Raw genomic sequence first — 23,650 nt, forward strand, 5'->3', positions numbered from 1 at the left:
TTATTCCCTGGGTTTTCCTGGGAAAAATGCATTCGTTGTTTTTTGGTAGCGTCTGTAAGCATCGCCTTTGCTACGGATATTTTGTTCTTCATTAAATGGTATCCCGGTAATCTTCCATAAAAATAGGAACATCCATAGCGGATAGCTTAATAACAGCCACCAATAAGGATCTGACAATGCACCTAGATAAAACCCTAATAAAGGATAAGCACACCAATGTAACCACTCAAAGAAATAGTTAGGATGACGACTATATCTCCAAAATCCCTTTTCACAGACGCCACCTTTACCTGCTTTTTTGAATTTCAAAAGCTGCGCATCTGATATGGTTACTCCCACAAAACTGGTCACAATTAGTAGAAAGGCCAATCCATCTAACCAAAGTACGGTTTGCTCTTGCTCAAGGATTAAATAAACTTGGAAACTAAAAAACCAAGCGAGGAAAGCCTGGAAAATAAAGAATAAGAGAAACTTAAACTGTACAGAAGCATTGGAGCCCGCTAATTGCCAATGCTTTCTTAAGTACTGATAACGACCATCTTCATGCTTAACATTAAATCTAGTAACCAAATGCCAAGACAATCTTAAATACCACAATAAAGGGGCTACCAATAAAACTATGGAGGTGAAACAAATATGGCCTGAATCGACTAGATATAAAGCTGCAATAATTGCAACACAAAGCGACCAGGCAATATCTACATAATCGGCATTATTGTTTTTTGCTTGCAGCACCCAAGCTCCAGCCTGAACAAGTAATGCAATAATCAAAGCAACAACAGGAGTACTGAATGTTTGTAAAACATTTTGATACGTCTCAGGCATGAGTTTTATTACCTGACATTAATTGGAATATGTTAGTGAAATTTTGTTTTTTAATATTTAAAGCAAACCAAATAACACTACCCCACGCCAAACTCAAACATGTGGCCGTTACCCAAGGCGAACTAATAGTTATCGCTCCTAATCGCTCGCCGCCAAAATAAGACAAGGGGCCTCCAACAAAGCCCATTAAATAGGCCAACTTAGGTTTAGAGTGCACCCATGACATGGAATGGTTAAGGCTCAGAGCAAACGCAACCCAAAGCATTAATATCCAAATTGGAGCTGTGTTAAACCAGCTAATATGCTGCTTATATTCAATCAACTCTAGGTAATACCAAGCTGAGTCTAGAATAAAGCCTATCAGTAAAAAATTTAGGACATTTAAACAGTCTCCGGCCTTACGATTTTGTGGCAGAAATTGCCAAACAACCAAGGCTGCAAATAAGCCATAGCACCAAAATAAATTAGCATTTGCAGCTCCCAGTATGGCTGCAAACCAGATGGCTTGAAACAAGACTAGATTAACGATGAAGTTTAGCTTTTCAGATTTAGCCATTGCTCGCGTCCATTGGCTGGTTTAGCAAATAATAAATGCACATCACTAATCGCCTTTTCTAAAAAGCCGCCTTCGCAATAACACAAGTAAAATTCCCACATTTTAATAAAGGCTTCATTAAAACCCTGTGCGCGAACTTCTTCTAAATTTTCCATAAATTTAAGCCGCCAATCTCTTAAGGTATAAGCATAACTTTCACCAAAATCCTCTAAATTTATTAAGCGCATGTCAGTACCTTTACCTGCAGAATCAACAACTGCAGAGACACATGGAATAAAACTGCCAGGAAAGATATAACGCTTAATAAAGTCAACTGACTTAAGAGCTTGTTTGTAACGACTATCTTCAATAGTGATCGCTTGGATTAACCCTAGACCCTTAGGTTTTAATAAATGACTACACTGCTTCAAATAAGTATCCAAATAATGATGCCCAACCGCCTCTATCATTTCTATTGATACCAACTTATCGAACTTACCTTGCAAGTCTCTGTAATCTTCTTTCAATAAGGTTATTTGGTCTTGTAGATTTTCTTGCTCAATTCTTTGCTTTGCATATTGATATTGCTGTTCTGAAATTGTGGTTGTGGTAACTTTACAGCCATAGTTTTTGGCCGCATAAATAGCTAGGCCGCCCCAGCCAGTTCCAATTTCAACTAAGTTATCATCCGCCGATAAGTCTAATTTTTCACAAATTGTTTTCAGCTTAAGATCAGAAGCTGACTCTAAATCATTAGCCTCGGGAGTATATATTGCTGAAGAATACATCAAGTGTTTATCAAGAAATAATTCAAAAAATTTATTACCCAGATCGTAATGAGCAGCAATGTTCTTTCGGCTACCGGTATGATTATTTTTATTTAACAGATGCCATATTTTAAGAATTGAGTTTTTAATCATCGCTGTGCCAGATTCCATATCATCTAGCAAGTCACGGTTGAGAACAAAGAGACGAATAAGTTTAGTCAGGCAATCTACTTCCCACTCTCCTTGCATATATGATTCAGCAGCGCCAATACTTCCGTGCATTGCAACTTGTTGATAGAAACCAATATCCTTAATATCAAGCTTTACATTTAACTCTGAGCTCTCCTCACCCAATGTCATGAGCCCAACCGGATCTTGTAAAGTAATTTGTCCACCTTTTAAAAGATCGAGTTGCTGAACAACTTTTTTACGCAACCAGTTTTGTGACCAATTAATTGTCACACTCTTATCCATTCGGTCTGTATGTCGTGCTTCATCCACTGTTAGGACTCCTTATTAGAAATTATTTTAGTCTATCTTTCTCGTTCTATTTTGAATTTGGATGCTCAATAAAAGGAACTTTTTTTAGCCAGAGTTTCAAAGCTTGCCAATATATTCCGGCGACCATTTTAAGTGGCTGGAAAGGTCTCTTGAAAACCTTGCTTGTCATGTTTGATTTAGTAAATGGTATAAATTCAGCTGTGAAGGTTGCGTCAAATATTTTTCGACTAGTATTTTCTTTTAAAACCACCATATGTATTCGTAAAGAATCATCAGCAAACACAAAGTTCCATCTATAATCCATCTGCATTTCTATAAAAGGTGATATATGGAAAGCTTTTTTAAATTCAAAAAGGTGATTATTCGTATCTTCTGGCTTACATTTCAAGACATAAGGGTGTCGCTCTCCCCAAGGAGTATTGGTAATCTCAGAAACAATGTATTTCAGTTCATCATTTTCAACACAAAAGTAAAAACTTACTGAGTTGAAATTAAAGCCAAGATATCTTAGGTGCGATAGCACATAAACTTTACCTAAGAAATTTTCATTATGATTTTTTTTGATGGTTTCAATAATAGAGCTTTTATTATTCAACTGCCCATTTTGGTGGAAATCTTTTTCCTTAAAACTTATAAGGTTCCACTTATTAAAGGACCAGAATCTATTTTTTGCGAATGTTTCTTCTAATGTATCGAGGTCAAGCATCGTCCAATACATAGAATAGTCAAACTGATGTGGTTTAGGAATGTATCGATGGTGACGAATCGTTCCTTCCAAAAAACCTGGATTAAACATTCGGCATCTCTGCCAGCAACTGCAAGGCCGCCTCTTTGCCACTTCGAGCACCATCTTCATGGAAACCCCAACCCCAATAGGCTCCGCAAAAATAACTATTGTTCTTACCCTGGATTAATTGCCTTCGTTTCTGAGCAGCCATAGTTTTTTGATTATATATTGGGTGAGAATAATTGATTTTCTTCCAAACTTTATCGCTATCTATTAACTCTTCCATATTCAGACTAACAATAACTGGAACTTCTGTATCAAGCGATTGTAATAAGTTCATATAATAACTTACGCGGCAAAGTTCGGTAGACTTCTCATCAACCAAGACACTCCAACTTGCCCAAGCACTCTTTTTATAAGGTAATACTTTAGGATCGTAATGCAGTAAAATAGTATTATCTTGATAATCAATATCACCTAACACCGAGCTCTCATCCGTAGATGGTGACTCCATCAAAGCTAGTGCTTGGTCAGAATGAGTAGCAAATATTACTTTATCAAAACGCTCCACGCTATCTTGCAATTGGATCGCAACACCTTCTGAATCCCTAATAACACTCTTGATATGCACCCCAGTTCTAATCCCAAACTGAGCCCTTTCACTGATCTTTGCTAAATAGTTTTTTGAACCGCCAGCAATAGTTTTCCATACTGGACGGTCAAAAGCTTGTAGCATTTTATGATTGCTCATGAACGCTGCTAAAAATCTAGCAGGAAAATCCATAATTTTGGTCACATCCCCCGACCACAATGCGCAGGTCATAGGCACAATATGATTTTGGATAAAATTTTCTGAATAACGATTTTGCTTTAAATAATCGCCAAGACCAACATTATTATCCGTTGCAACCAGAGCTTTCATTTCTTTATAAAAACGAAATATCTCACCAATCATTTTATAAAAGCTGGGTTTAACGAGATTACTTCTTTGACAAAACAATTGGTTTAATGAGGAAGCGTTATATTCAAGCCCATTAATACGATTTGACACTGCAAAGCTCATGTCACTGTCTTGATAATCCACTTGATACTTTTCTATTAATTCCATAAATGTGGGGTAATTATCGGGGTTGAATACAATAAATCCCGTATCGACATTTATTAATTTTCCATCCACTTCAATCGTCTGTGTATCTGCATGCCCCCCAATCCGGCTATCTTTCTCAAAGACAGTTACATTTGCTTGATCCTGCAAATGACAAGCAGCGGATAAGCCAGATATACCACTACCGATAATAGCTATATTCATGATGATAGCTCTTTTTTAACCTGTGCTGGGTCATGCTTTTTGATATCCCATACCAAGCCTAGTTGTTTCATACTCCATAGAGCGTAATAACTAAAGTCTAGCTCCCACCAATAAATTCCTTGTTTGGCCGAAGCGGGAAATTTATGGTGATTATTATGCCAGCCCTCTCCTAAGGTCAGTAAAGCGAGCAAAAAATTATTACGGCTATCATCGCCAGTATTAAAGCGCTTACTTCCCCAACAATGGGCAATAGAGTTGATACTGTAAGTAACATGCCCTAGTAATATGGTGGAGATAAAATAACCCCAGATCAGTATTTGCCAGGCAGTTACACCTTCTTCTGGTGAGTATGCCTGAAGGAGATAGCCGAGCATCAACATTAGAAACGCATAAATAATTGGCGGTAAAATATCAAAACGATCAAGCCACAACAATTCTTTAAATTTAGTGAGATCTTTAACCCGCTCATAATTAGTAGGAAAATTTTTCTTATTCAAAAACCACAACATATGACTCTTCCAAAAGCCTTTATTGGGAGAGTGACGATCATCGTCTTGATCAGAATGTTTATGGTGATGTCTATGGTGAGCCGCCCACCAAAGAGGGCCTCTTTGCGTAGCCGCCGTTCCTATGAAACCAAAGAAGAACTGAACAAATCGATTGGTCTTAAAGCTCTTGTGCGAAAAGTAACGATGATAAAAAGCAGTTATAGCAAACATTCTAATTAGATAACTGGCAACGCAAACGATAAAAGCTGTCCAGCTGAAACCGACCGAGATGACAAAAAGGCAACTTAAATGCAAAAGTATATAAGGAATGACTCTAGCCCAGTCCACCTGGTCTAAATTATTGTTTTCTTTATCAAGGGCCGTAAGCTTGTTATCGAACCAGCTTTTCATAGGAATTAACACCAAATTTTTTGACAGACTAGCCAGCATTCTGTGAATATGCTGTGAAACTCTATTCACGGCTTATTTACGACCTGAGGCCTATCATAAATGACAGTTTCTACTCATGTAGAGTTATAAAGGTTCATCGTGAAAATAACAATAGCTAGCTTTCTAATCAGTTTTCTCATTGGCTGTTCAAGCTCAGGAAATCATATGAAATATAATAATAGAGTTAATAATTATTTATCAACTTCTCAGCAAATGCCAGGAACTCATTTGACCCAAGATATCCAGCAAAAATTTGAGCTTGTTTTCAGAGACTTCAAAACTGGTACTACTGCTGAGAATATCAGGCACTTGTATGCAGAAGAGTTTTACTTCAATGATACTTTCAAAACGATTAACGACATTGATACTTTAATACATTATATGCAGGAAGCTGCAAATAATGTTGAATCGACCGAAGTCGAGATTTTAGATGTTGTTAAAGGTGAAAAAGATTATTATTTACGTTGGTCTATGAGCATGAAATTCTCAGCAAAAGGAACTCAAGTAGATTCTGTTTCAATTGGCATGACTCAATTGAGGTTTAATGCTGATGGCAAAGTAATTCTTCATCAAGATTATTGGGATGGCGCAGAAGGTTTCTATCAACACCTACCTTTTGTAGGATTTATGGTAAGAAAGGTTCGTGACTCTCTATGAAATACAAGTTTCTTATTGTTATATTGTTATTCTTCACTCCAACGGCTTTCAGTAAAGACAGGCTCCCTAGTTCGATTGTTGTCAATGAAAGGAACTTCAATAAATGTTCAGAGGTTCGGATTACTAAAGCACTCTTTTTTAAAATATTAGATTTAGGCTTATATGCTCCTGACTGCCAATCTTTCTCAAGTGTTTTTTCTAAGTCTGAAAAACTAATCCGCTTCAAATATTTACGAACTGTTACTGGACAAGAATTCAAAGAAGGGGCTGAAGAATATCTAGGAAAAAATCTACCCAAGCAGAGATTAGAACAATGTCAAAAGCCTTTTAATAATCTCAACCAGTTATATAAAAATGTTAACGATGGTGACTTCTATCAGCTCATTCAAAGTAAAGATAATGCAATTAGCATAACTCTCAACAACCAATTAATTGGTTCTATAGAAAACCCTGACTGCGCTATAGATTACTATCATATGTGGTTTGGCAAAGAATCCATGGATACTGGATTTCAAAAACTTATTAGAAAAGCAATTAAGAATCAGAAAAAATCTTAAATTATTCGTCTTTAAACACTAAGCTTCAACTCTATTAGGCCAAAAGTTCCAGTGCAATTTTTCGAGCAGATTTATAATCTATTACTGGCTCTGGATAACCGCAAGCTTTTCTCTGCTCTGATGTGGGAAAATGAATGTCTTTGTTATCCAGTTCAGATAATTCAGGTATGAACTTTTTAATAAAAGCTCCTTCCTGGTCAAATTTTTTTGATTGCGTGATTGGATTCATAATGCGAAAGTAGGGAACTGCATCGGAGCCCGTTGAAGCACACCACTGCCATCCCCCATTATTGGAAGCAAAATCTCCGTCAATTAATTGTTGCATAAAATGCTTTTCACCCCAGCGCCAATCCACCAGGCATAACTTAGTAAGAAACATTGATGCAATCATCCTTAAGCGATTGTGCATCCAGCCAGTTTGCTCGAGCTGTCTCATTGCGGCGTCTACGATTGGGAAGCCCGTTTTAGCTTGCTGCCAAGCTTGAAAACGCTTTACCCCTTCTTCATTTTCTAGCCAAGGTTCAGAGCGTTTTTTAAATGCTCCATGTTTACAAAGCCTTTCTACATTATCGATCATAATTTGACGATAGAAATCACGCCAAATTAATTCAGACAACCAAACGTTGGATTGCCAATCCCTTAATCCTTCTTTGTCCATATGCGCAAGTAATTCAAGGACTAAGCCTTGCGCCGAAAGACTCCCAAGTGATAAGTACGGTGATAAGCCGCTGGTACCATTAATTGAAGGGATATCTCTCGCTTCTGGATATCGCGCCTGTTTCTTTAAGAATTTTTTTACCCGTTTATTTTGCGATGAATAATCGCAAGGCCACAAATCACGTCTATATTTTTCCTGGAGTTCAATATTTTCCTGGGGATACAGATTAAGCTCCAGCGCTTGTTTTTTGAGCTTTGGTAATGTCACCGGCGGAGAATCATGAAAATGCTTTAGCCAAGCTCTCTTATAAGGTGTGAACACTTTATAGGGTTCACCTTTTAAGCTCGTTAATTGGTTTGGCTCTAAAATCAAATCTGAGTGATATTGATGAACACTTCTCCCAGATTTCTGTATCCCGGCTACTACAATTTCATCCCGGTTTATTTCATTCAATAAATATTCATAGTTAAACCATAGGTCATTAACTTGATATTGCTCCATGATTATTTCAATGGCTTCTAACGAACCACGAAAGTCATCTAATTCTATGTACAAAAGTGGAATCGAAAGCTTATTGAGTTCTATTCTCAGTTCTTTCAATATTGATTTTCTCAACCCAACTTTTGCAGATGATTCGTGATGTTTTCTATGCTGCTCCTTTGCTTCTAGATAAAGCCCTATTACAGGCCCTTGTTGTGCAGCAAAATATAACGCATGATTATTTGCAACTCGTAAGTCTTGTCTAAACCATACGAGCTGTAAATTTGATTTGCTCATATATAATTTCTTAGACCCAACTCTATGGGATGAGGATTTAAATAAGCCTGATTGTTAATATACTCATTACCAAATTGCTTAATATAATGATTTAACAAGGTGATAGGCACAATTAAAGTGACAATCCCTTTACGATACTGTTCAATAACTTCAATCACTTCTTTTTTTGCCATCGAGGTTAAATCTCTCTTTAGGTAACCAAAAATATGGTAGAGAGTATTCACGTGTGACTTCATAGGAGCAATTCTTTTTAAGGCCCGCATAAATAAAGTCTCATATTCACTAACTATCTTGGCAAAACTTTTAGAGCCGTCATTCGCCACTAGCCGTCCTAATTCACGATATGCTTTATAACTATGAGCCATAACTAAGTATTTATAGCGGCTATGGAATTTAATCAACATATTGATATCCATTTCCTTTAAAACCATCTCTTGCCACTCTTGATAAGCAAACACTCTAGTAATGAAATTCTCTCTTAGCCTTGGATCTTGCAATCGGCCCTCTTCCTCAACGGGTAATTCTGGTCTTAGCCTCATTAACTCCGCAATGAAGATACCCTTTCCTTTGACATTAGAAGGGTTGCCATTCTCATGATATACCTTGACCCGCTCCATACCGCAGCTAGGTGAGTTTCTTATCACAATATAACCACCAATGTGTCTTATGCCGGGCAGTGTTTTTTTTGCAAAATTTTTCAAATCCTCAGTGTAATCAATGCTGTGGTCATCAATCTGTTTCACTCTAATTTCATTATTCCCTTCCACTAAATGAATAGGTGGCCTAGGTGTTGGCATACCAATACCCATTTCTGGGCAAATTGGTTGATATTCAAACCAATCATTCATGATATCTAGGCAATATTTTGAGCGTTTGTGGCCGCCATCGTATCTAACCTTGTTACCAACAAGGCAAGAACTTATACCGATTTTAATTTTTTTCATAATGTTCATTCTGAGACTTCCTTGTGAAGCTTTCGTGAAAAATTCACATTCTTTCAACTTACTTTTCACCCTCTAGCTGAGAAATTGATTGCTCTAATTCATTAGGAGGTCATTTATGTCTTTCAAACAACTTTTGCTAGCTTTTTCCAGCTTAGCAATCGTCACGGCTTGCAGTGACGACAACGACTTAGTTTTACCTGTTCCTAAAACCAATATTCAAGTAGTGCATGCTTCACAAGATGCGCCTGCTGTTAATATTCTCGTAAATGGTGAAAACACCATCGCTGATTTGGATTTCGCCAATGCTTCATCCAGAATAGAGTTGGATGCCGCAACATATTCTGTTCAAGTAGATGGCATTACACCTGAAGACGATGTTGCTGTCATTGGTCCTGTAGATTTAGATTTGGCTGAAGATCAGCTATACACAGCGGTTGCATTGAACGAAACAGTATCGATCGAACCAGTTATCTTGTCTCAAGCTAATGCCACTCCACCAACCGGTCAATTGACACTACAAGTATTACATGCGGCATCAAATGCACCAACTGTAGACGTTTATTTAACTGCACCCGGTACCGACATTAATACTGAATCTCCAACCACTACGCTCGCGTTCAAAGATAACCTCTCACCAACAGATATAGATGCTGGCGATTATCAAATTCGTATTACCCCTACAGGAAGTAAAACGGTGGTTTATGATAGTGGCACTGTAACCTTGCCCGCTGGATTATTACTAAACGTACTTGCTGTTACCAATACGGGGCCTGGCGACAATCCTGTTAACTTAATAGCTACTACACCAGATGGAAATCTTACTTTACTAGATTCAGCGAACTCCACCGACCTTAGAGTATTTCATTTATCGCCTGACGCTCCAGCAGTAGACATTATTGTTAACGATGGTTTCGCAACTCCACTACTATCCGACGTTGCTTTCCCTAACTTCTCCGGCTTTTTAACGGTTCCTGCTGATACTTATAATGTTAAAGTAGTTCCTACAGGCACTACAACTCCTGTAGTTATTGATGCTGACTTAACGTTAGAAGCAGCAACTAATTATTCGGTACTGGCTGTCAATAATTTAACCAACATAGAACCATTAGTCATTTCTGATCAAATTCGTCCTATTGCTACAGAAGCGCAACTTAGAATTGTCCACGCTTCTCCAACTGCCGGCTTGGTTGACTTATATTTGGTAGCTCCAGCCACAGATATTACATCACTTGAGGCGAATTTCAGAGGTGTCGACTTTAAGCAAGATACAGGTATTTTATCGTTAGCTGCTGGTGACTATGACGTGATCGTTACTCCTACCGGCAGTAAAACCCCAGCCATAGGTCCCGCAGCGATTACATTAAATGCGGGCGGCGTTTATACCATAATTGCCAGAGACAATGCTGGCGGCGGCGCACCATTAAATGTTGTACTAGCTGACGACTTTGTTACCCAATAAAGTCTAGTTATAAAAAAGGCCTCTTACGAGGCCTTTTTACTTTCCATACTCATATATAAAGCACTTCTGCTATTTCATACTCAACCGCACCGCCTGGTGTTTGAATGTTAGCAATATCGCCTTCTTCTTTGCCAATCAGACCACGAGCGATAGGTGAATTAACAGAAATTTTTCCTGCTTTTAAATCTGCTTCATCATCACCGACGATTTGGTACTGAATTTCATCGGCATTACTATCGTCCATATTAATCAAAACTACCGTTGCACCAAAAATAACTTTACCATTATTAGTGATTTTGCTGATATCGATAATTTGAGCATTGCCAAGCTTTCCTTCAATATCTTGAATTCGCCCTTCAGCAAAACCTTGCTGTTCGCGCGCTGCATGATACTCAGCATTTTCTTTTAAATCACCGTGTTCTCTTGCTTCAGCAATTGCTGCTACAATTCTTGGGCGAACCACTTTTTTCAACTCTTCTAGCTCGGCTTGTAGCGCCTCAGCGCCTTTTGCCGTCATTGGTACTCTGTTCATACTTTTTTTACTCGAGCATGCAATTCTTGCACTGAATTAATGTCACTACGAGAATGATCTTTCATCGCTGCACATGAAGCCACAGCGCCAGCAAGTGTTGTTGTATAAGGTACTTTATGCTGTAGTGCACTTCGACGAATTAAGTAAGAATCTGCAATCGCTTGCTTACCTTCTGTAGTGTTAATAATGTAATCGACTTCTCCATTTTTGATGGTATCGACGATATGAGGACGCCCTTCAAACATTTTGTTAACGCGCTGGCAAGGAACTCCAGCCTCGCGAATAGTTCGAGCAGTTCCGCCAGTAGCCAACAGTTCAAAACCTTGTTCGACTAATGCTTTAGCTACTGCTGGCAAGTTAGGACGATCAGCTTCTCGAACTGAAATCACAACTCGGCCAGACATAGGTACCGCTTCTCCGCCACCTAATTTAGCTTTATGGAATGCTTCTCCAAAAGTTGTTCCGACACCCATCGCTTCACCAGTAGACTTCATTTCTGGAGTCAATATTGGATCAGAACCTGGGAATTTATTGAACGGGAATACGGGTTCTTTTACTGAATAATAATTTGGAATAATTTCTTTAGTAAAACCTGTCTCTGCTAAGCTCTTGCCCGCCATAACGCTTGCAGCAACTTTGGCCAATGGCGTGCTAGTTGCTTTTGATACAAATGGTACAGTTCTAGAAGCGCGAGGATTAACTTCTAAGATATAGATCTTATCGCCTTTAATAGCAAACTGTGCATTCATTAAACCTCGTACTTGCAATTCTTTTGCCATTACTAGCATCTGACGACGCATTTCATCTTGCACTTCTTTACCAAGACTAAATGGCGGAATTGAACATGCTGAATCACCAGAGTGAACACCTGCTTGCTCAATATGCTCCATGATGCCGCCTATTAAGATTTCTTCACCATCAAAAATTGCGTCGACATCAACTTCAATTGCATCATCTAAAAAACGATCTAATAATACGGGCGACTCATTAGAGACGCTGACCGCTTCATTCATATAACGACGTAGCTCATCTTCGTTATAAACGATCTCCATCGCTCGTCCACCCAATACGTAAGAAGGACGAACCACTAGCGGATAACCAATTTCTTCAGCAAGGCGAACGCCTTCTTCAATATTGCGCGCAGTTCTATTAGGCGGTTGCAATAAATTCAAACGTTCAATAGCGCGTTGGAATCTTTCACGATCTTCTGCGCGGTCAATCGCATCTGGTGAAGTACCAATAATCGGCACACCCGCAGCCTCTAAATCACGCGCTAATTTTAATGGTGTTTGGCCACCGTAATGAACAATTACGCCTTTAGGTTTTTCCACATCAACAATGGCTAACACATCTTCTAAAGTGACAGGCTCAAAATATAAACGATCAGAAGTATCATAATCGGTAGAAACGGTTTCTGGATTACAGTTAACCATAATGGTTTCATAACCATCTTCACGCATAGCAAAAGCTGCGTGTACACAGCAATAATCAAATTCGATGCCTTGGCCGATTCGGTTTGGCCCACCACCTAAGATCATAATTTTGTCTTTATCTGATGGTTGCGCCTCACATTCTTCATCATAGCTAGAATACATATAAGCCGTAGAAGTAGAGAATTCTGCGGCACAAGTATCCACTCGCTTATAAACAGGTACAACACCTAGTTTTTGGCGCAGGTTGCGTATTTCTTTTTCACTGGCTGCGAAAATATCTGCTATGCGCTTATCTGAAAATCCTTTGCGCTTAAGTGTACGAAGAATTTTTTCATTAAGTTCTGATAAAGACATTTCGGTTAATGCTTTTTCAATACTAATCAATTCTTCGATTTGTACCAAGAACCAACGATCGATATTGGTGTATTCAAAAACTTCTTCTAAAGTCCAACCATTTCGGAAAGCATCTGCTACATACCAAATTCTATCTGCACCAGGAATTCTTAAACGTTGACGCAAACTATCGGTTAGATGCTCATCATCAGCTTCTAATTGAGGCTCAAAACCTGCAGAACCAACTTCTAAACCTCGTAGAGCTTTTTGCAGAGACTCTTGGAAGTTACGCCCAATAGCCATAACCTCACCTACGGACTTCATCTGGGTGGTTAAGGTTGCATCTGAATTTGGGAATTTTTCAAAGTTAAAGCGAGGAATTTTTGTGACCACATAATCAATGGTCGGCTCAAACGATGCTGGTGTTGCGCCACCAGTGATATCATTTTGTAATTCATCTAAGGTATAACCAACCGCAAGTTTTGCCGCTACTTTTGCAATGGGAAAACCAGTCGCCTTTGATGCCAAAGCTGACGAACGCGAAACACGAGGATTCATTTCAATAATGGTCATGCGGCCATTGGCAGGGTTAACAGCAAACTGCACATTCGAGCCACCGGTTTCAACACCAATTTCACGCAAGACAGCCAAAGAGGCATCGCGCATGATTTGATATTCTTTGTCAGTTAAAGTCTGAGCTGGCGCAACGGTAATTGAGTCGCCTGTATGCACTCCCATCGGGTCAAAATTCTCAATCGAGCAGATGATAATACAGTTGTCGTTTTTATCACGTACCACTTCCATCTCATACTCTTTCCAACCAATTAAAGATTCATCAATCAATAATTCGTTAGTTGGTGACAAATCTAAACCGCGCGCACAAATTTCTTCAAACTCTTCTTTGTTATATGCAATACCACCGCCTGTACCACCCATGGTAAAGGATGGGCGAATAATACAAGGGAAGCCAACTTCTTTTTGCACTTTCCATGCTTCTTCTAAACTATGAGCAACGTCTTGCTTTGGTTGGTCTAAACCAATTTTGGACATTGCTTTTGCAAACAACTCACGATCTTCTGCTTTATCAATCGCTTCGCGAGTTGCGCCAATCATTTCTACGCCGTAAATTTCTAACACGCCACGCGATGCCAAATCTAAAGCACAGTTTAATGCCGTCTGACCGCCCATGGTCGGCAAAATAGCATCAGGTTTCTCTTTCTCGATAATTTTGGCGACTACTTCCCAATGAATTGGCTCGATATAAGTCGCATCGGCCATATTAGGGTCAGTCATAATGGTTGCAGGATTTGAGTTAACTAAAATAACTCGATAACCTTCTTCGCGAAGCGCTTTACAAGCTTGTGCGCCCGAATAGTCGAACTCACAGGCTTGGCCAATAATGATTGGGCCAGCACCTAAAATCAAAATACTTTTTATATCAGTACGTTTTGGCATCTTAATTTTACCTATGCTTTATGTTGAGTCATTAGTTCAATAAAGTGATCAAATAGCGGTGCTGCATCGTGCGGCCCTGGACTCGCTTCTGGATGGCCTTGGAAACTAAATGCAGGCTTATCCGTGCGATGAATCCCTTGTAGAGAACCATCAAACAATGAACGGTGAGTTGCGCGCAAATTATCTGGCAAGGTCTCTTCATCGGCAGCAAAGCCATGGTTTTGACTGGTGATTAATACTGTTTTGTCATCCAAATTTTGTACCGGATGGTTTGCGCCATGATGACCAAATTTCATTTTTATAGTTTTTGCGCCACTAGCAAGAGCTAACAACTGGTGCCCTAAGCAAATACCAAACGTTGGCGTACCTGTAGCTACGATGTCTTTAATCGCTTCAATTGCGTAATCACATGGTTCTGGATCACCGGGACCATTTGATAAGAAAACACCATCTGGCTTCATTGCTAAAACATCCTTAGCCGGTGTTTGCGCAGGAACTACTGTCAAATCACATCCGCGATCAACTAACATCCTTAAGATATTACGCTTAACGCCATAATCATATGCCACCACTTTGAACTTCTTTTCTGCTAGCTGGCCATGACCTTTGCCAAGTTGCCAAGAAGTGGCATCCCACTGATAAGCATCTTTAGTGCACACTTCTTTCGCCAAGTCCATGCCCTTTAAACCTGGGAATGACTTAGCCAACTCTAATGCCTTCTCTTCGTCTGCTTCTGTTAATACATCACCCGCTATTAAACAGCCATTTTGCGCACCTTTATCACGTAAAATTCGAGTTAAACGGCGAGTATCAATATCTGCAATCGCAACTTTCTTGTGACGCTTTAAATATTCAGTTAAGGTTTCTTCTGAACGGAAATTGCTTTGTAATAATGGCAAGTCACGGATGATTAAAGCTTCAGCCCAAACTTCACTAGACTCCTCATCTTCAGAATTTGTTCCAACATTACCAATATGCGGATAAGTCAAGGTGACCATTTGCTTGGCATATGAAGGATCGGTAAGAATTTCTTGATAACCGGTCATTGCGGTATTGAAAACAACTTCACCAACGGCACGGCCATCACAACCAATAGAAGTACCACGGAAAACGCTACCATCGGCTAGAACCAAAATGGCAGGCTGAAGCTCTTGGAAAGGCTGCGGTGCTGACAAGGAAACCTCCATAAAAAATGCTTATGCTGCTTCAAAAATAGGTCGCAAAAAAAAGGTGCAAAAAATCCGGATTCATTAAAATGAGCCCGTTACTCGCTACTTCTGAACAATTGTAAATTATGGATCTGCATAGAATCATGCTAGATCCGATATATTTTAAGGGATCAAAGATTCTAAGTCTATCTGATTCTAAAAATAAAACTTCGGATAACCCTATCTAAATACCCAGGCAAGAAAAAGGGCGCTAATTCGCGCCCGTTTTCATTTGGCCTCTTGCCAATTTTTGCTCCTTGCGACTTCCGTGTACCACCAAATCCTTCGGTTTCGTCTTTCCTTAAGCATGCAATCCTTTGCACAACTGATAATCTACGCCTTTTTTCATGCTTTGCAATACCTACTTTTAAACGCCAGGTTTTAATGGAACTCAGTATATTCCTTATAAATCAAATGGTTATATTAAAAAAAAAGGTTTTTGAAACAAAAACCCTATAAAATAGTAACTATTTCTGAATGCATTTTAGTCTTTATCGCACAGTTTCAATGGACAATGTCTCACAAATTCCACTCAAAAAATGAACCAGTACACATTAAAAATGTGTGCTATTTAACATTTTTTGCATATCATATAACCCTATTGGCTGTTTGATTAACCATTTAGCTGCAGTCAAAGCACCTTGAGCAAAACATTGCCTAGTTTGTGCTTCATGCTTTAAGCTCACTAGTTCCCCGTTAAGTGCAAAAGTGACTTCATGAGTCCCAATGGTTTCTCCACCTCGCATCACCGCAAAGCCAATATCATCTTTTTTACGTTCGCCAGAACGCTCATAAACAGCAATCTCATCTAGCCTCCTACCTTTAGTTTCGGCAATGGCTTCGCCAATGGAAATTGCGGTGCCTGAAGGCGAATCAATCTTATGTTTATGGTGAGCTTCAAAAATCTCTATATCGGATTTATCCGACAACAACTTAGTCGCTTCAGTAACTAAATGAATCAAGCTGTTAACACCAAGACTATAGTTGGAAGCCAACATGACAGGAATAGAGGTTGCCGCTTTCTCTATTAATGCTAATTGCTCCGAATCAAAACCTGTTGTTCCAATCAAAACCGGAATTTTGACTTTTTCAGCCTGTAACAATGTTCTTATCGAATGTTCTGGCAAGCTAAAATCGATTAGCACGTTGGCAGACAACAAGGCCGATTCTAAATCCGATGATAGCAATTTGTTTTGCGGATTAGCGCCAACCATATAGCCTATATCAGTACCAATCAAAGGATGATTATCTCTAGCAAGTGCCGCGGCAACTACCGAATCTGAATCTGATACAACGGCTTGAATAAGCTCTTTGCCCATACGACCTGTAGCTGCGTTAATTATAATAGAATGAATCAAGCTGTTTACACCTTACAATTGGATGGGTTAACGACACTTTCCACGCCTTTAGCTATTTGACTTAGACTCATATATTTTACATTAGCATCTTTTCTGCCTCCCCATTCCATTGCGCGAATCTGAGGGAAGTTAGTCATGGTTAAAGCAATCAAAGGTTGCTTTAAATCGACCATGAAAGAATGCTTAAATTTTTCTTGGGTGTATTTTTCAGAAGCGACAATTAAGCAAGCCAAGCGTTCTTTCTTCTCATTGCTTAGTTTTTTATTGATATCAGCCACTGGGTACTTTGCTAAATACCGGGAAGGGTTAAAATCAGGTTTACTTTTAAATTCTGGTGGGATTTCAAAGTTTGGATAAATCACCACAGAAGCATTTGTTGAATAGCTAATCGTGATAACTAAGGATAGTGAAATCAACAGTAAAAAATTTTTCATACTTTTCGAACCTACTTTCTCTTAAGAACTCAATAAAACAGATCAGCTCATAAGGCTGCCTAAAACAGCTGACAAGATACCCAACTAAAGCTATTCATTGCAAATATTTTCAGAGACTATGCGATAGGTTTTACAAAGTTAGCGGCCCAATTGTTGAAAATCATCCTAACTCGATCGATATTGGGAGCGAAGCCATCTTTGATTGACGAAACCACGCTAAAATCAAATTTTTCATAGAAACCCTGAACGTGCTGCGAAGTATCGATATAAACATCAGCAGCCCCATGCTGTTGGTAGATTGCCTTCAAACGCTGAATTAATAACTGAGTTCCAGTACCTTGATTATGCGCATCTTGTGCCACCATACCCCAGCGCAAAAACATTTTATCTTCTATGAAGCCATGGCCCCCACAAGCTATTATTTGCTTAGGTTTATCTTCAGAATAGAATACTAGATAACGATTATCCAAAGCCTGCGCATCTAAAAACTCGATGAAATCTTCGGTTTCTTCTTGAGCAAAATAAAGGCCAATATTTGAAGTAAACACTGTTAATACATCAGCGCGATCATGAATTGTATAACCTCTAGCTTTAACCATTAATTTAAAGGGCTCCATTTTCATCGAGTATCTCTCTTAAGCGTTCTGCTAACTTTTCATAGCCTAAGGCATTGAAATGTATAGGATCTGATTTATATCTTTGCTTTTTTAGCAAACTAGCAATGATTTTTTCGTCAAAAACGAGATTATATTGCTCAGATAATTCTTGATATAAATCAGCAGAATCTGAAAAGATATTTTTTTCAGGAACACCAATCAGTATCAATTGCATATTCCTGGATTGAATTTCTTCAATCATTTTTGCCAAATTTTGTTTAGTTTGCGCTAAGTCATAATTTCTCAAAATATCATTGCCACCTTCTAGCAGAATGACTAATTGAGGAGAATATCTATCTAATTCAGCACCAAGCCTCAGCAAACCTTCTGCTGTGGCCTCGCCTGAAACCCCGGCGTTTATTACTTTCAAATTTACTAATTTTTCTAACTTCTGTGGGTATGCATCTTCATCATTGGCGCCAACTCCCACGGTTAAACTATCGCCAAAAGCTAGGATGGTGGCATCGGCATTTAATTTTTTTAGATCTCCTTCTCCGCTACAGGCCGTCAAGAAAAGACAAATAAAAATACTACTTAATAATCTCAAATTAATCCCCTGTTAGATCGAACTGTAACTCACACAAGCGTTGATAGAGTTTTGAAGAAGCTAATAACTCTTGGTGGCTACCCATCGCAATTATTTCCCCTTTATCCAACAAAACAATTTTGTCCGCATGGATCACCGTCGAAAGCCGATGCGCTATGATCAAAGTGGTGCGGTCTTTCATTAATTCTTCTAGAGCGGCTTGTACATGATGCTCACTTTCTGCATCCAAGGCACTGGTCGCTTCATCCAACAGCAAAACTTCTGGGTCTTTTAAAATAGCTCTCGCTAAGGCCACCCGCTGTTTTTGTCCACCTGATAAACGAACACCTTGCTCACCTAAGTAACTTTCATAGCCCTTTGGTAAAGTTTTCACAAAATCATGAGCATGCGCTTTTTTAGCGGCTTCAATGACTTCGTTATCTTTTGCCCCTGACTTGCCATAACGAATGTTGTACCAAACATCATTGCTAAACAATATTGGATTCTGAGGCACTAGTGCCATTTCATCACGCAGTTTATTAGGCGCCAACTGTTTTAAGTTTACGTCTTTGAAAAGAATATTGCCTTGTTGTGGATCATAAAAACGTTCAAGCAATTCGAATAGAGTGGTTTTACCTGCTCCTGATGGCCCAACTAAAGCCACAACTTCGCCTCTATTAATAGTTAGATTTATATCCTTTAAGGCAAATTCATCAGGGCGCGAAGGGTAACTAAAACTAACGTCATTAAAAGCTATCATCTTCTGAGCATTATCGTTTAATGGCTCTAGTTTCGCTGGCGGTAAAATATTGCTTTCGACTGCCATTAAGTCGACAACTCGCTCCGCAGCGCCGGCCGCTCTTTGCAACTCGCCATAAACTTCCGCAATAGTCGCAGCAGACATACCAACCATCATGGCATAAAACACAAAGGCCGCTAACTCACCACCGGTGATAGCGCCCGATATAACTCCATTACCGCCAACCCACATCATCGCGCTTAAGCCACCAAATACCATCAAGATCACAGAAGCTATCAGAATTGATCTTTGGCGTACTCGCTTCTTAGCAGTCTCAAATGCTTTTTCCACTTCATCACTAAAAGCTGCTTTTTCTTGCTCTTCACGACTGTAACTTTGCACCACTTTAATGTTCTGGATAATTTCACCCGCATAGGTTCCAACATCTGCAATGGTATCTTGGCTGTCTTTAGAGAATTTTCTGACTTTTTTCCCAAAGAACATCATCGGCAATATCGCCATGGGAACACCAATAAGAATATAAAGCGTTAATTGCACGTTGGTAAAAAACAACATCGCAATACCACCTATAAAAGTTAAGGTGCTGCGTAGTGCCATAGAAAAAGACGAGCCCACTATTGACTGCAACAAAGTCGTGTCAGTTGTCAATCTTGACATGATTTCGCCACTACGATTTTCTTCAAAATAGGCAGGATGTAAAACCACCAAGCGATCAAACACTGCTTTACGAATATCAGCACTGACTCTTTCACCAAGCCATGACATCAAATAAAAACGACAAAAGGTTCCAATGGCTAATAGGCTTACTAAACCAATCATTACAAATATTGCTGAACGCAAATTGTCTACTGAACCTGCAGCAAAACCATTATCAATGACTAACTTTAACCCCTGTCCTAATGACAAACTTACAGCCGCTGTTAGCAACAAGGCCATCAAAGCAAAGAATACCATCGCTTTATAAGGCTTTAAAAAACTAACTATAGGCAATAGTGTTTTTATTGTTTTCTTTTGTTTTTTTTCCATTTCTAATCCATAAAAAAGCCCGCTAATTGCGGGCTTTCAATCTATCATTAACTGGTCATATTATCCCAGAATTTTTTAACACCATCGAACCAACCGGTTTCTTTCGGGCTATTCTTGCCACCAGACTCTTCAACACTTTGCTGGAATTGCTCTAGCAACTCTTTTTGTTCTTTGCTTAGCTTAACTGGCGTTTCCAAAATTACACGGCACATCAGGTCGCCGGTATAATTTTGACGTAAAGCTTTTATCCCTTTGCCTTTTAACCGGAACATTTTACCGGTTTGTGTTTCCGCAGGAATTTTCAAACTCACTTTTCCATCTAGCGTTGGTACTTGTAAAGTTCCACCCAGCGCTGCTGTTACAAAGCTTACAGGAACTTCAGCATAAAGGTTGGCGCCATCTCGAACAAAAATCTCGTGCTCTTTAACATTGATTTGTACATACAAATCGCCCGATGGAGCGCCGGGACCACCCGCTTCACCTTCGCCAGATAAGCGAATACGATCGCCAGTATCAACACCTGCAGGAATTTTTACAGACAAGGTTTTGGTCTTATGCACGCGACCTTGGCCTGAACAAGAGTTACAAGGATCTTTGATCGTTTGTCCTTGTCCCTGACAATCTGGACATGTTTGCTGAACTGAGAAGAAACCTTGGGTCATACGTACTTGGCCTTGGCCATTACAAGTTCCACAAGTGACTTTCTCGGAACCTTTTTTAGCGCCAGAACCATCGCAAGGCTCGCAATCAACGTAGGTTGGGACTTTAATAGTTTTAGAAACCCCATTAACCGCTTCTTCTAACGTCACCTGCATATTGTATTGCAAGTCAGAACCACGTTGTGGTCCTGCTCGACCGCCGCCGCGACGACCGCCACCACCAAAGATATCGCCAAACATATCGCCAAAAATGTCACCCATATCGGCGCCATGGAAACCACCTTGGCCACCAGCACTTTGGTCAACGCCCGCATGACCAAACTGATCATAAGCTTGACGCTTTTGCGGATCATTTAGTACTTCATAGGCTTCTTTCGCTTCTTTAAAACGTGCTTCCGCCTCTTTGTCATCAGGATTACGATCAGGGTGGTTTTTCATCGCCAATCGACGGTAAGCTTTTTTCAGCTCTGCCTTATCAGCACTTTTGCCAACACCTAATACTTCGTAATAATCACGTTTAGACATACTGTTCTTCTTTAGTTAATCTTTTCAAAATTGAATTTCTTTTAACGCATAAAGCAGGAGCCAAACTCCTGCTTTATATTTAGATGGTCATCCTAATGATGACTTCCAACAAAACGCTTATGCGTTTTTGTTATCATCCTTAACTTCTTCGAACTCAGCGTCGACTACATCGTCACCGCCAGCATTTGAAGCTTGCTCTGCTCCAGGCTGCGCACCTGCTTCCGCCTGCTGTTGAGCTTGCGCATACATACGCTCAGCTAACTTTGCAGAGGCTTGACTTAAGGCTTCAGTCTTAGCTTTGATTTCTTCTAAGTCATCTGTCTTAATCGCTTCTTCTAAATCGTTAGCTGCTGCTTCAATCGCTTCTTTCTCGCCATCTTCGAAAGTGACATTTTCATCATTCAAAGATTTGCGACTAGCGTGAACAAGTCCATCCGCTTGGTTACGTGCTTCGACCAACTCTTGGAACTTCTTATCTTCTTCAGCGTGAGCTTCGGCATCTTGAACCATTTGCTCGATTTCTTCATCCGATAAGCCAGAAGACGCTTTGATCTGAATTGATTGCTCTTTACCAGTGGCTTTATCTTTTGCTGAAACATGCATGATACCGTTAGCATCAATATCAAAAGATACTTCGATTTGTGGCATACCACGTGGCGCAGGAGGAATGTCCGCTAAGTCGAAACGGCCTAGAGATTTATTCTGTTGAGCCATTTTACGCTCACCCTGTAATACGTGAACCGTTACAGCAGTTTGGTTATCTTCTGCTGTTGAGAATACTTGCGATGCCTTCGTAGGAATCGTTGTATTCTTGTCGATTAAGTTAGTCATTACGCCACCCATAGTCTCGATACCTAGAGACAAAGGTGTTACGTCTAATAGTAATACGTCCTTAACGTCACCAGCTAATACCGCACCTTGAATCGCTGCGCCCATCGCCACGGCTTCATCAGGGTTAACGTCTTTACGAGGCTCTTTGCCAAAGAAAGTGGTTACTGATTCTTGCACTTTAGGCATACGAGTCTGGCCGCCTACTAAAATCACATCGTCGATTTCAGAGGTTGATAAACCAGCATCTTGTAGCGCTTGCTTAACTGGCGCCATTGAACGTTCAATTAAATCTTCAACCAAAGACTCTAATTTTGCACGAGTCAATTTGATGTTTAAGTGCTTAGGACCAGTTGCATCAGCAGTGATGTAAGGTAAGTTAACATCCGTTTGCGAGCTAGAAGATAACTCGATCTTCGCTTTCTCACCCGCTTCTTTCAAACGCTGCATCGCAAGCGCGTCGCCTTTCAGGTCTATGCCTTGTTCTTTCTTGAACTCTTCCGCTAGATACTGAATAACGCGGTTATCGAAATCTTCACCACCTAAGAAAGTATCACCATTAGTCGCCAATACTTCGAAGGTGTGCTCACCGTCAACTTCAGCAATCTCAATCACTGAGATATCGAAAGTACCACCACCTAAGTCATAAACCGCGATAGTACGGTCGCCACGCTCTTTATCCATACCATAAGCTAAGGCTGCGGCCGTTGGCTCATTGATAATACGCTTCACTTCTAAGCCCGCGATTTTACCGGCGTCCTTAGTCGCTTGACGTTGTGAATCATTGAAATATGCAGGAACCGTAATAACCGCTTCAGTCACTTCTTCACCTAAGAAGTCTTCGGCTGTTTTCTTCATTTTCTTTAGAACTTCAGCAGAAACTTGTGGTGGAGCCATATTTTTACCATTAACAGATACCCAAGCGTCACCATTGTCCGCTTCAACGATCTTGTATGGCACCATTTCTATGTCTTTTTGCACTACGTCGCTTTTGAACTTACGACCGATCAAACGCTTGATCGCGTATAAAGTGTTTTCAGGGTTAGTTACTGCCTGACGTTTTGCCGATTGGCCTACTAAAGTTTCACCATCAGTGAAAGCGATAATAGAAGGAGTCGTACGACCGCCTTCAGAGTTCTCGATTACACGAGCTTTGTCGCCGTCTAACACAGCAACACATGAATTGGTTGTACCTAAATCGATACCGATAATCTTGCCCATTTTTCTACTCCGAAAAATATAGTTAAATCTTGCTTGGAACCT

General features: G+C 39.8%; 21 protein-coding genes. 3 read left to right on the forward strand and 18 right to left on the reverse strand.

From position 1 onward, the window contains the following. The 6 genes from GJS41_RS06475 to GJS41_RS06500 are packed head-to-tail and all read right to left on the reverse strand — an operon-like array spanning position 1 to position 5,563. Positions 1 to 825 (reverse strand): DUF1295 domain-containing protein, encoded by an 825-nt coding sequence (locus GJS41_RS06475; RefSeq protein ID WP_154246472.1) that lies wholly within the window; start codon positions 823 to 825, stop codon positions 1 to 3. Beyond that, positions 818 to 1,381 (reverse strand): DUF2878 domain-containing protein, encoded by a 564-nt coding sequence (locus GJS41_RS06480; protein ID WP_154246473.1) that lies wholly within the window; start codon positions 1,379 to 1,381, stop codon positions 818 to 820. The genes GJS41_RS06475 and GJS41_RS06480 overlap by 8 nt, the downstream gene beginning before the upstream one ends. Continuing rightward, positions 1,360 to 2,628, reverse strand: coding sequence for a class I SAM-dependent methyltransferase (locus GJS41_RS06485; RefSeq protein ID WP_370515645.1), 1,269 nt, complete (start codon positions 2,626 to 2,628; stop codon positions 1,360 to 1,362). Before GJS41_RS06485 ends, GJS41_RS06480 begins: the two co-directional genes overlap by 22 nt. Positions 2,629 to 2,674: 46 nt before the next feature. Beyond that, complete coding sequence (locus GJS41_RS06490) at positions 2,675 to 3,424, reverse strand: DUF1365 domain-containing protein (protein ID WP_154246474.1); 750 nt, start codon at positions 3,422 to 3,424, stop codon at positions 2,675 to 2,677. Then, positions 3,417 to 4,664, reverse strand: a complete 1,248-nt coding sequence (locus tag GJS41_RS06495) for an NAD(P)/FAD-dependent oxidoreductase (protein ID WP_154246475.1) — start codon at positions 4,662 to 4,664, stop codon at positions 3,417 to 3,419. The genes GJS41_RS06490 and GJS41_RS06495 overlap by 8 nt, the downstream gene beginning before the upstream one ends. Further along, positions 4,661 to 5,563, reverse strand: a complete 903-nt coding sequence (locus tag GJS41_RS06500; RefSeq protein ID WP_154246476.1) for an acyl-CoA desaturase — start codon at positions 5,561 to 5,563, stop codon at positions 4,661 to 4,663. Before GJS41_RS06500 ends, GJS41_RS06495 begins: the two co-directional genes overlap by 4 nt. Positions 5,564 to 5,767: 204 nt before the next feature. Between GJS41_RS06500 and GJS41_RS06505 the strand changes: the two genes are divergently transcribed. After that, the gene (locus GJS41_RS06505) at positions 5,768 to 6,259 is read left to right on the forward strand and encodes a nuclear transport factor 2 family protein (protein ID WP_154246477.1); all 492 of its coding nucleotides are present in this window, start codon (positions 5,768 to 5,770) and stop codon (positions 6,257 to 6,259) included. After that, positions 6,256 to 6,816 (forward strand): chalcone isomerase family protein, encoded by a 561-nt coding sequence (locus GJS41_RS06510; RefSeq protein WP_154246478.1) that lies wholly within the window; start codon positions 6,256 to 6,258, stop codon positions 6,814 to 6,816. Before GJS41_RS06505 ends, GJS41_RS06510 begins: the two co-directional genes overlap by 4 nt. 34 nt (positions 6,817 to 6,850) lie before the next feature. Here the strand turns inward: GJS41_RS06510 and GJS41_RS06515 are convergent, their stop codons facing one another. After that, entirely contained in the window at positions 6,851 to 8,251 is a 1,401-nt protein-coding gene (locus GJS41_RS06515; RefSeq protein WP_154246479.1) for a deoxyribodipyrimidine photo-lyase, read from the reverse strand. Beyond that, complete coding sequence (locus tag GJS41_RS06520; protein WP_227551259.1) at positions 8,248 to 9,204, reverse strand: DUF523 and DUF1722 domain-containing protein; 957 nt, start codon at positions 9,202 to 9,204, stop codon at positions 8,248 to 8,250. The genes GJS41_RS06515 and GJS41_RS06520 overlap by 4 nt, the downstream gene beginning before the upstream one ends. A 106-nt stretch (positions 9,205 to 9,310) precedes the next feature. Here GJS41_RS06520 and GJS41_RS06525 point away from each other — a divergent pair, with 106 nt between their 5' ends. Then, positions 9,311 to 10,654: a DUF4397 domain-containing protein gene (locus tag GJS41_RS06525; protein WP_154246481.1), complete on the forward strand. Its 1,344-nt coding sequence runs from the start codon at positions 9,311 to 9,313 to the stop codon at positions 10,652 to 10,654. A 49-nt stretch (positions 10,655 to 10,703) separates the two neighbouring features. Here GJS41_RS06525 and greA read toward each other — a convergent pair whose 3' ends face one another. The 10 genes from greA to dnaK form a co-directional block, all read right to left on the reverse strand. Continuing rightward, positions 10,704 to 11,186 (reverse strand): transcription elongation factor GreA, encoded by a 483-nt coding sequence (greA, locus tag GJS41_RS06530; RefSeq protein ID WP_154246482.1) that lies wholly within the window; start codon positions 11,184 to 11,186, stop codon positions 10,704 to 10,706. After that, entirely contained in the window at positions 11,183 to 14,407 is a 3,225-nt protein-coding gene (carB, locus tag GJS41_RS06535; protein WP_154246483.1) for a carbamoyl-phosphate synthase large subunit, read from the reverse strand. The genes greA and carB overlap by 4 nt, the downstream gene beginning before the upstream one ends. Positions 14,408 to 14,418: 11 nt before the next feature. Next, on the reverse strand, positions 14,419 to 15,582 hold the full coding sequence (gene carA / locus GJS41_RS06540; RefSeq protein WP_227551260.1) for a glutamine-hydrolyzing carbamoyl-phosphate synthase small subunit: 1,164 nt from the start codon (positions 15,580 to 15,582) through the stop codon (positions 14,419 to 14,421). A 587-nt stretch (positions 15,583 to 16,169) separates the two neighbouring features. Next, positions 16,170 to 16,973, reverse strand: a complete 804-nt coding sequence (gene dapB / locus GJS41_RS06545; protein ID WP_227551261.1) for a 4-hydroxy-tetrahydrodipicolinate reductase — start codon at positions 16,971 to 16,973, stop codon at positions 16,170 to 16,172. Positions 16,974 to 16,978: 5 nt separating this feature from the next. Then, on the reverse strand, positions 16,979 to 17,407 hold the full coding sequence (locus tag GJS41_RS06550) for a hypothetical protein (RefSeq protein WP_154246485.1): 429 nt from the start codon (positions 17,405 to 17,407) through the stop codon (positions 16,979 to 16,981). Positions 17,408 to 17,523: 116 nt separating this feature from the next. Next, positions 17,524 to 18,030: a GNAT family N-acetyltransferase gene (locus GJS41_RS06555; RefSeq protein ID WP_154246486.1), complete on the reverse strand. Its 507-nt coding sequence runs from the start codon at positions 18,028 to 18,030 to the stop codon at positions 17,524 to 17,526. Beyond that, positions 18,011 to 18,610 carry a GDSL-type esterase/lipase family protein gene (locus tag GJS41_RS06560; RefSeq protein WP_154246487.1) on the reverse strand — a complete coding sequence of 200 codons (600 nt, stop codon included), beginning with the start codon at positions 18,608 to 18,610 and terminating at the stop codon, positions 18,011 to 18,013. Before GJS41_RS06560 ends, GJS41_RS06555 begins: the two co-directional genes overlap by 20 nt. Position 18,611: 1 nt before the next feature. Beyond that, positions 18,612 to 20,375: an ABC transporter transmembrane domain-containing protein gene (locus GJS41_RS06565; RefSeq protein ID WP_154246488.1), complete on the reverse strand. Its 1,764-nt coding sequence runs from the start codon at positions 20,373 to 20,375 to the stop codon at positions 18,612 to 18,614. 47 nt (positions 20,376 to 20,422) lie between these two features. Then, positions 20,423 to 21,559 carry a molecular chaperone DnaJ gene (dnaJ, locus tag GJS41_RS06570; RefSeq protein ID WP_154246489.1) on the reverse strand — a complete coding sequence of 379 codons (1,137 nt, stop codon included), beginning with the start codon at positions 21,557 to 21,559 and terminating at the stop codon, positions 20,423 to 20,425. Positions 21,560 to 21,676: 117 nt separating this feature from the next. Then, the gene (gene dnaK / locus GJS41_RS06575; RefSeq protein WP_154246490.1) at positions 21,677 to 23,608 is read right to left on the reverse strand and encodes a molecular chaperone DnaK; all 1,932 of its coding nucleotides are present in this window, start codon (positions 23,606 to 23,608) and stop codon (positions 21,677 to 21,679) included. Positions 23,609 to 23,650: the final 42 nt, after the last annotated feature.

Origin of the sequence: Kangiella sp. HZ709 (genome assembly GCF_009674675.1) — a bacterium.
GTDB lineage: Bacteria > Pseudomonadota > Gammaproteobacteria > Enterobacterales > Kangiellaceae > Kangiella.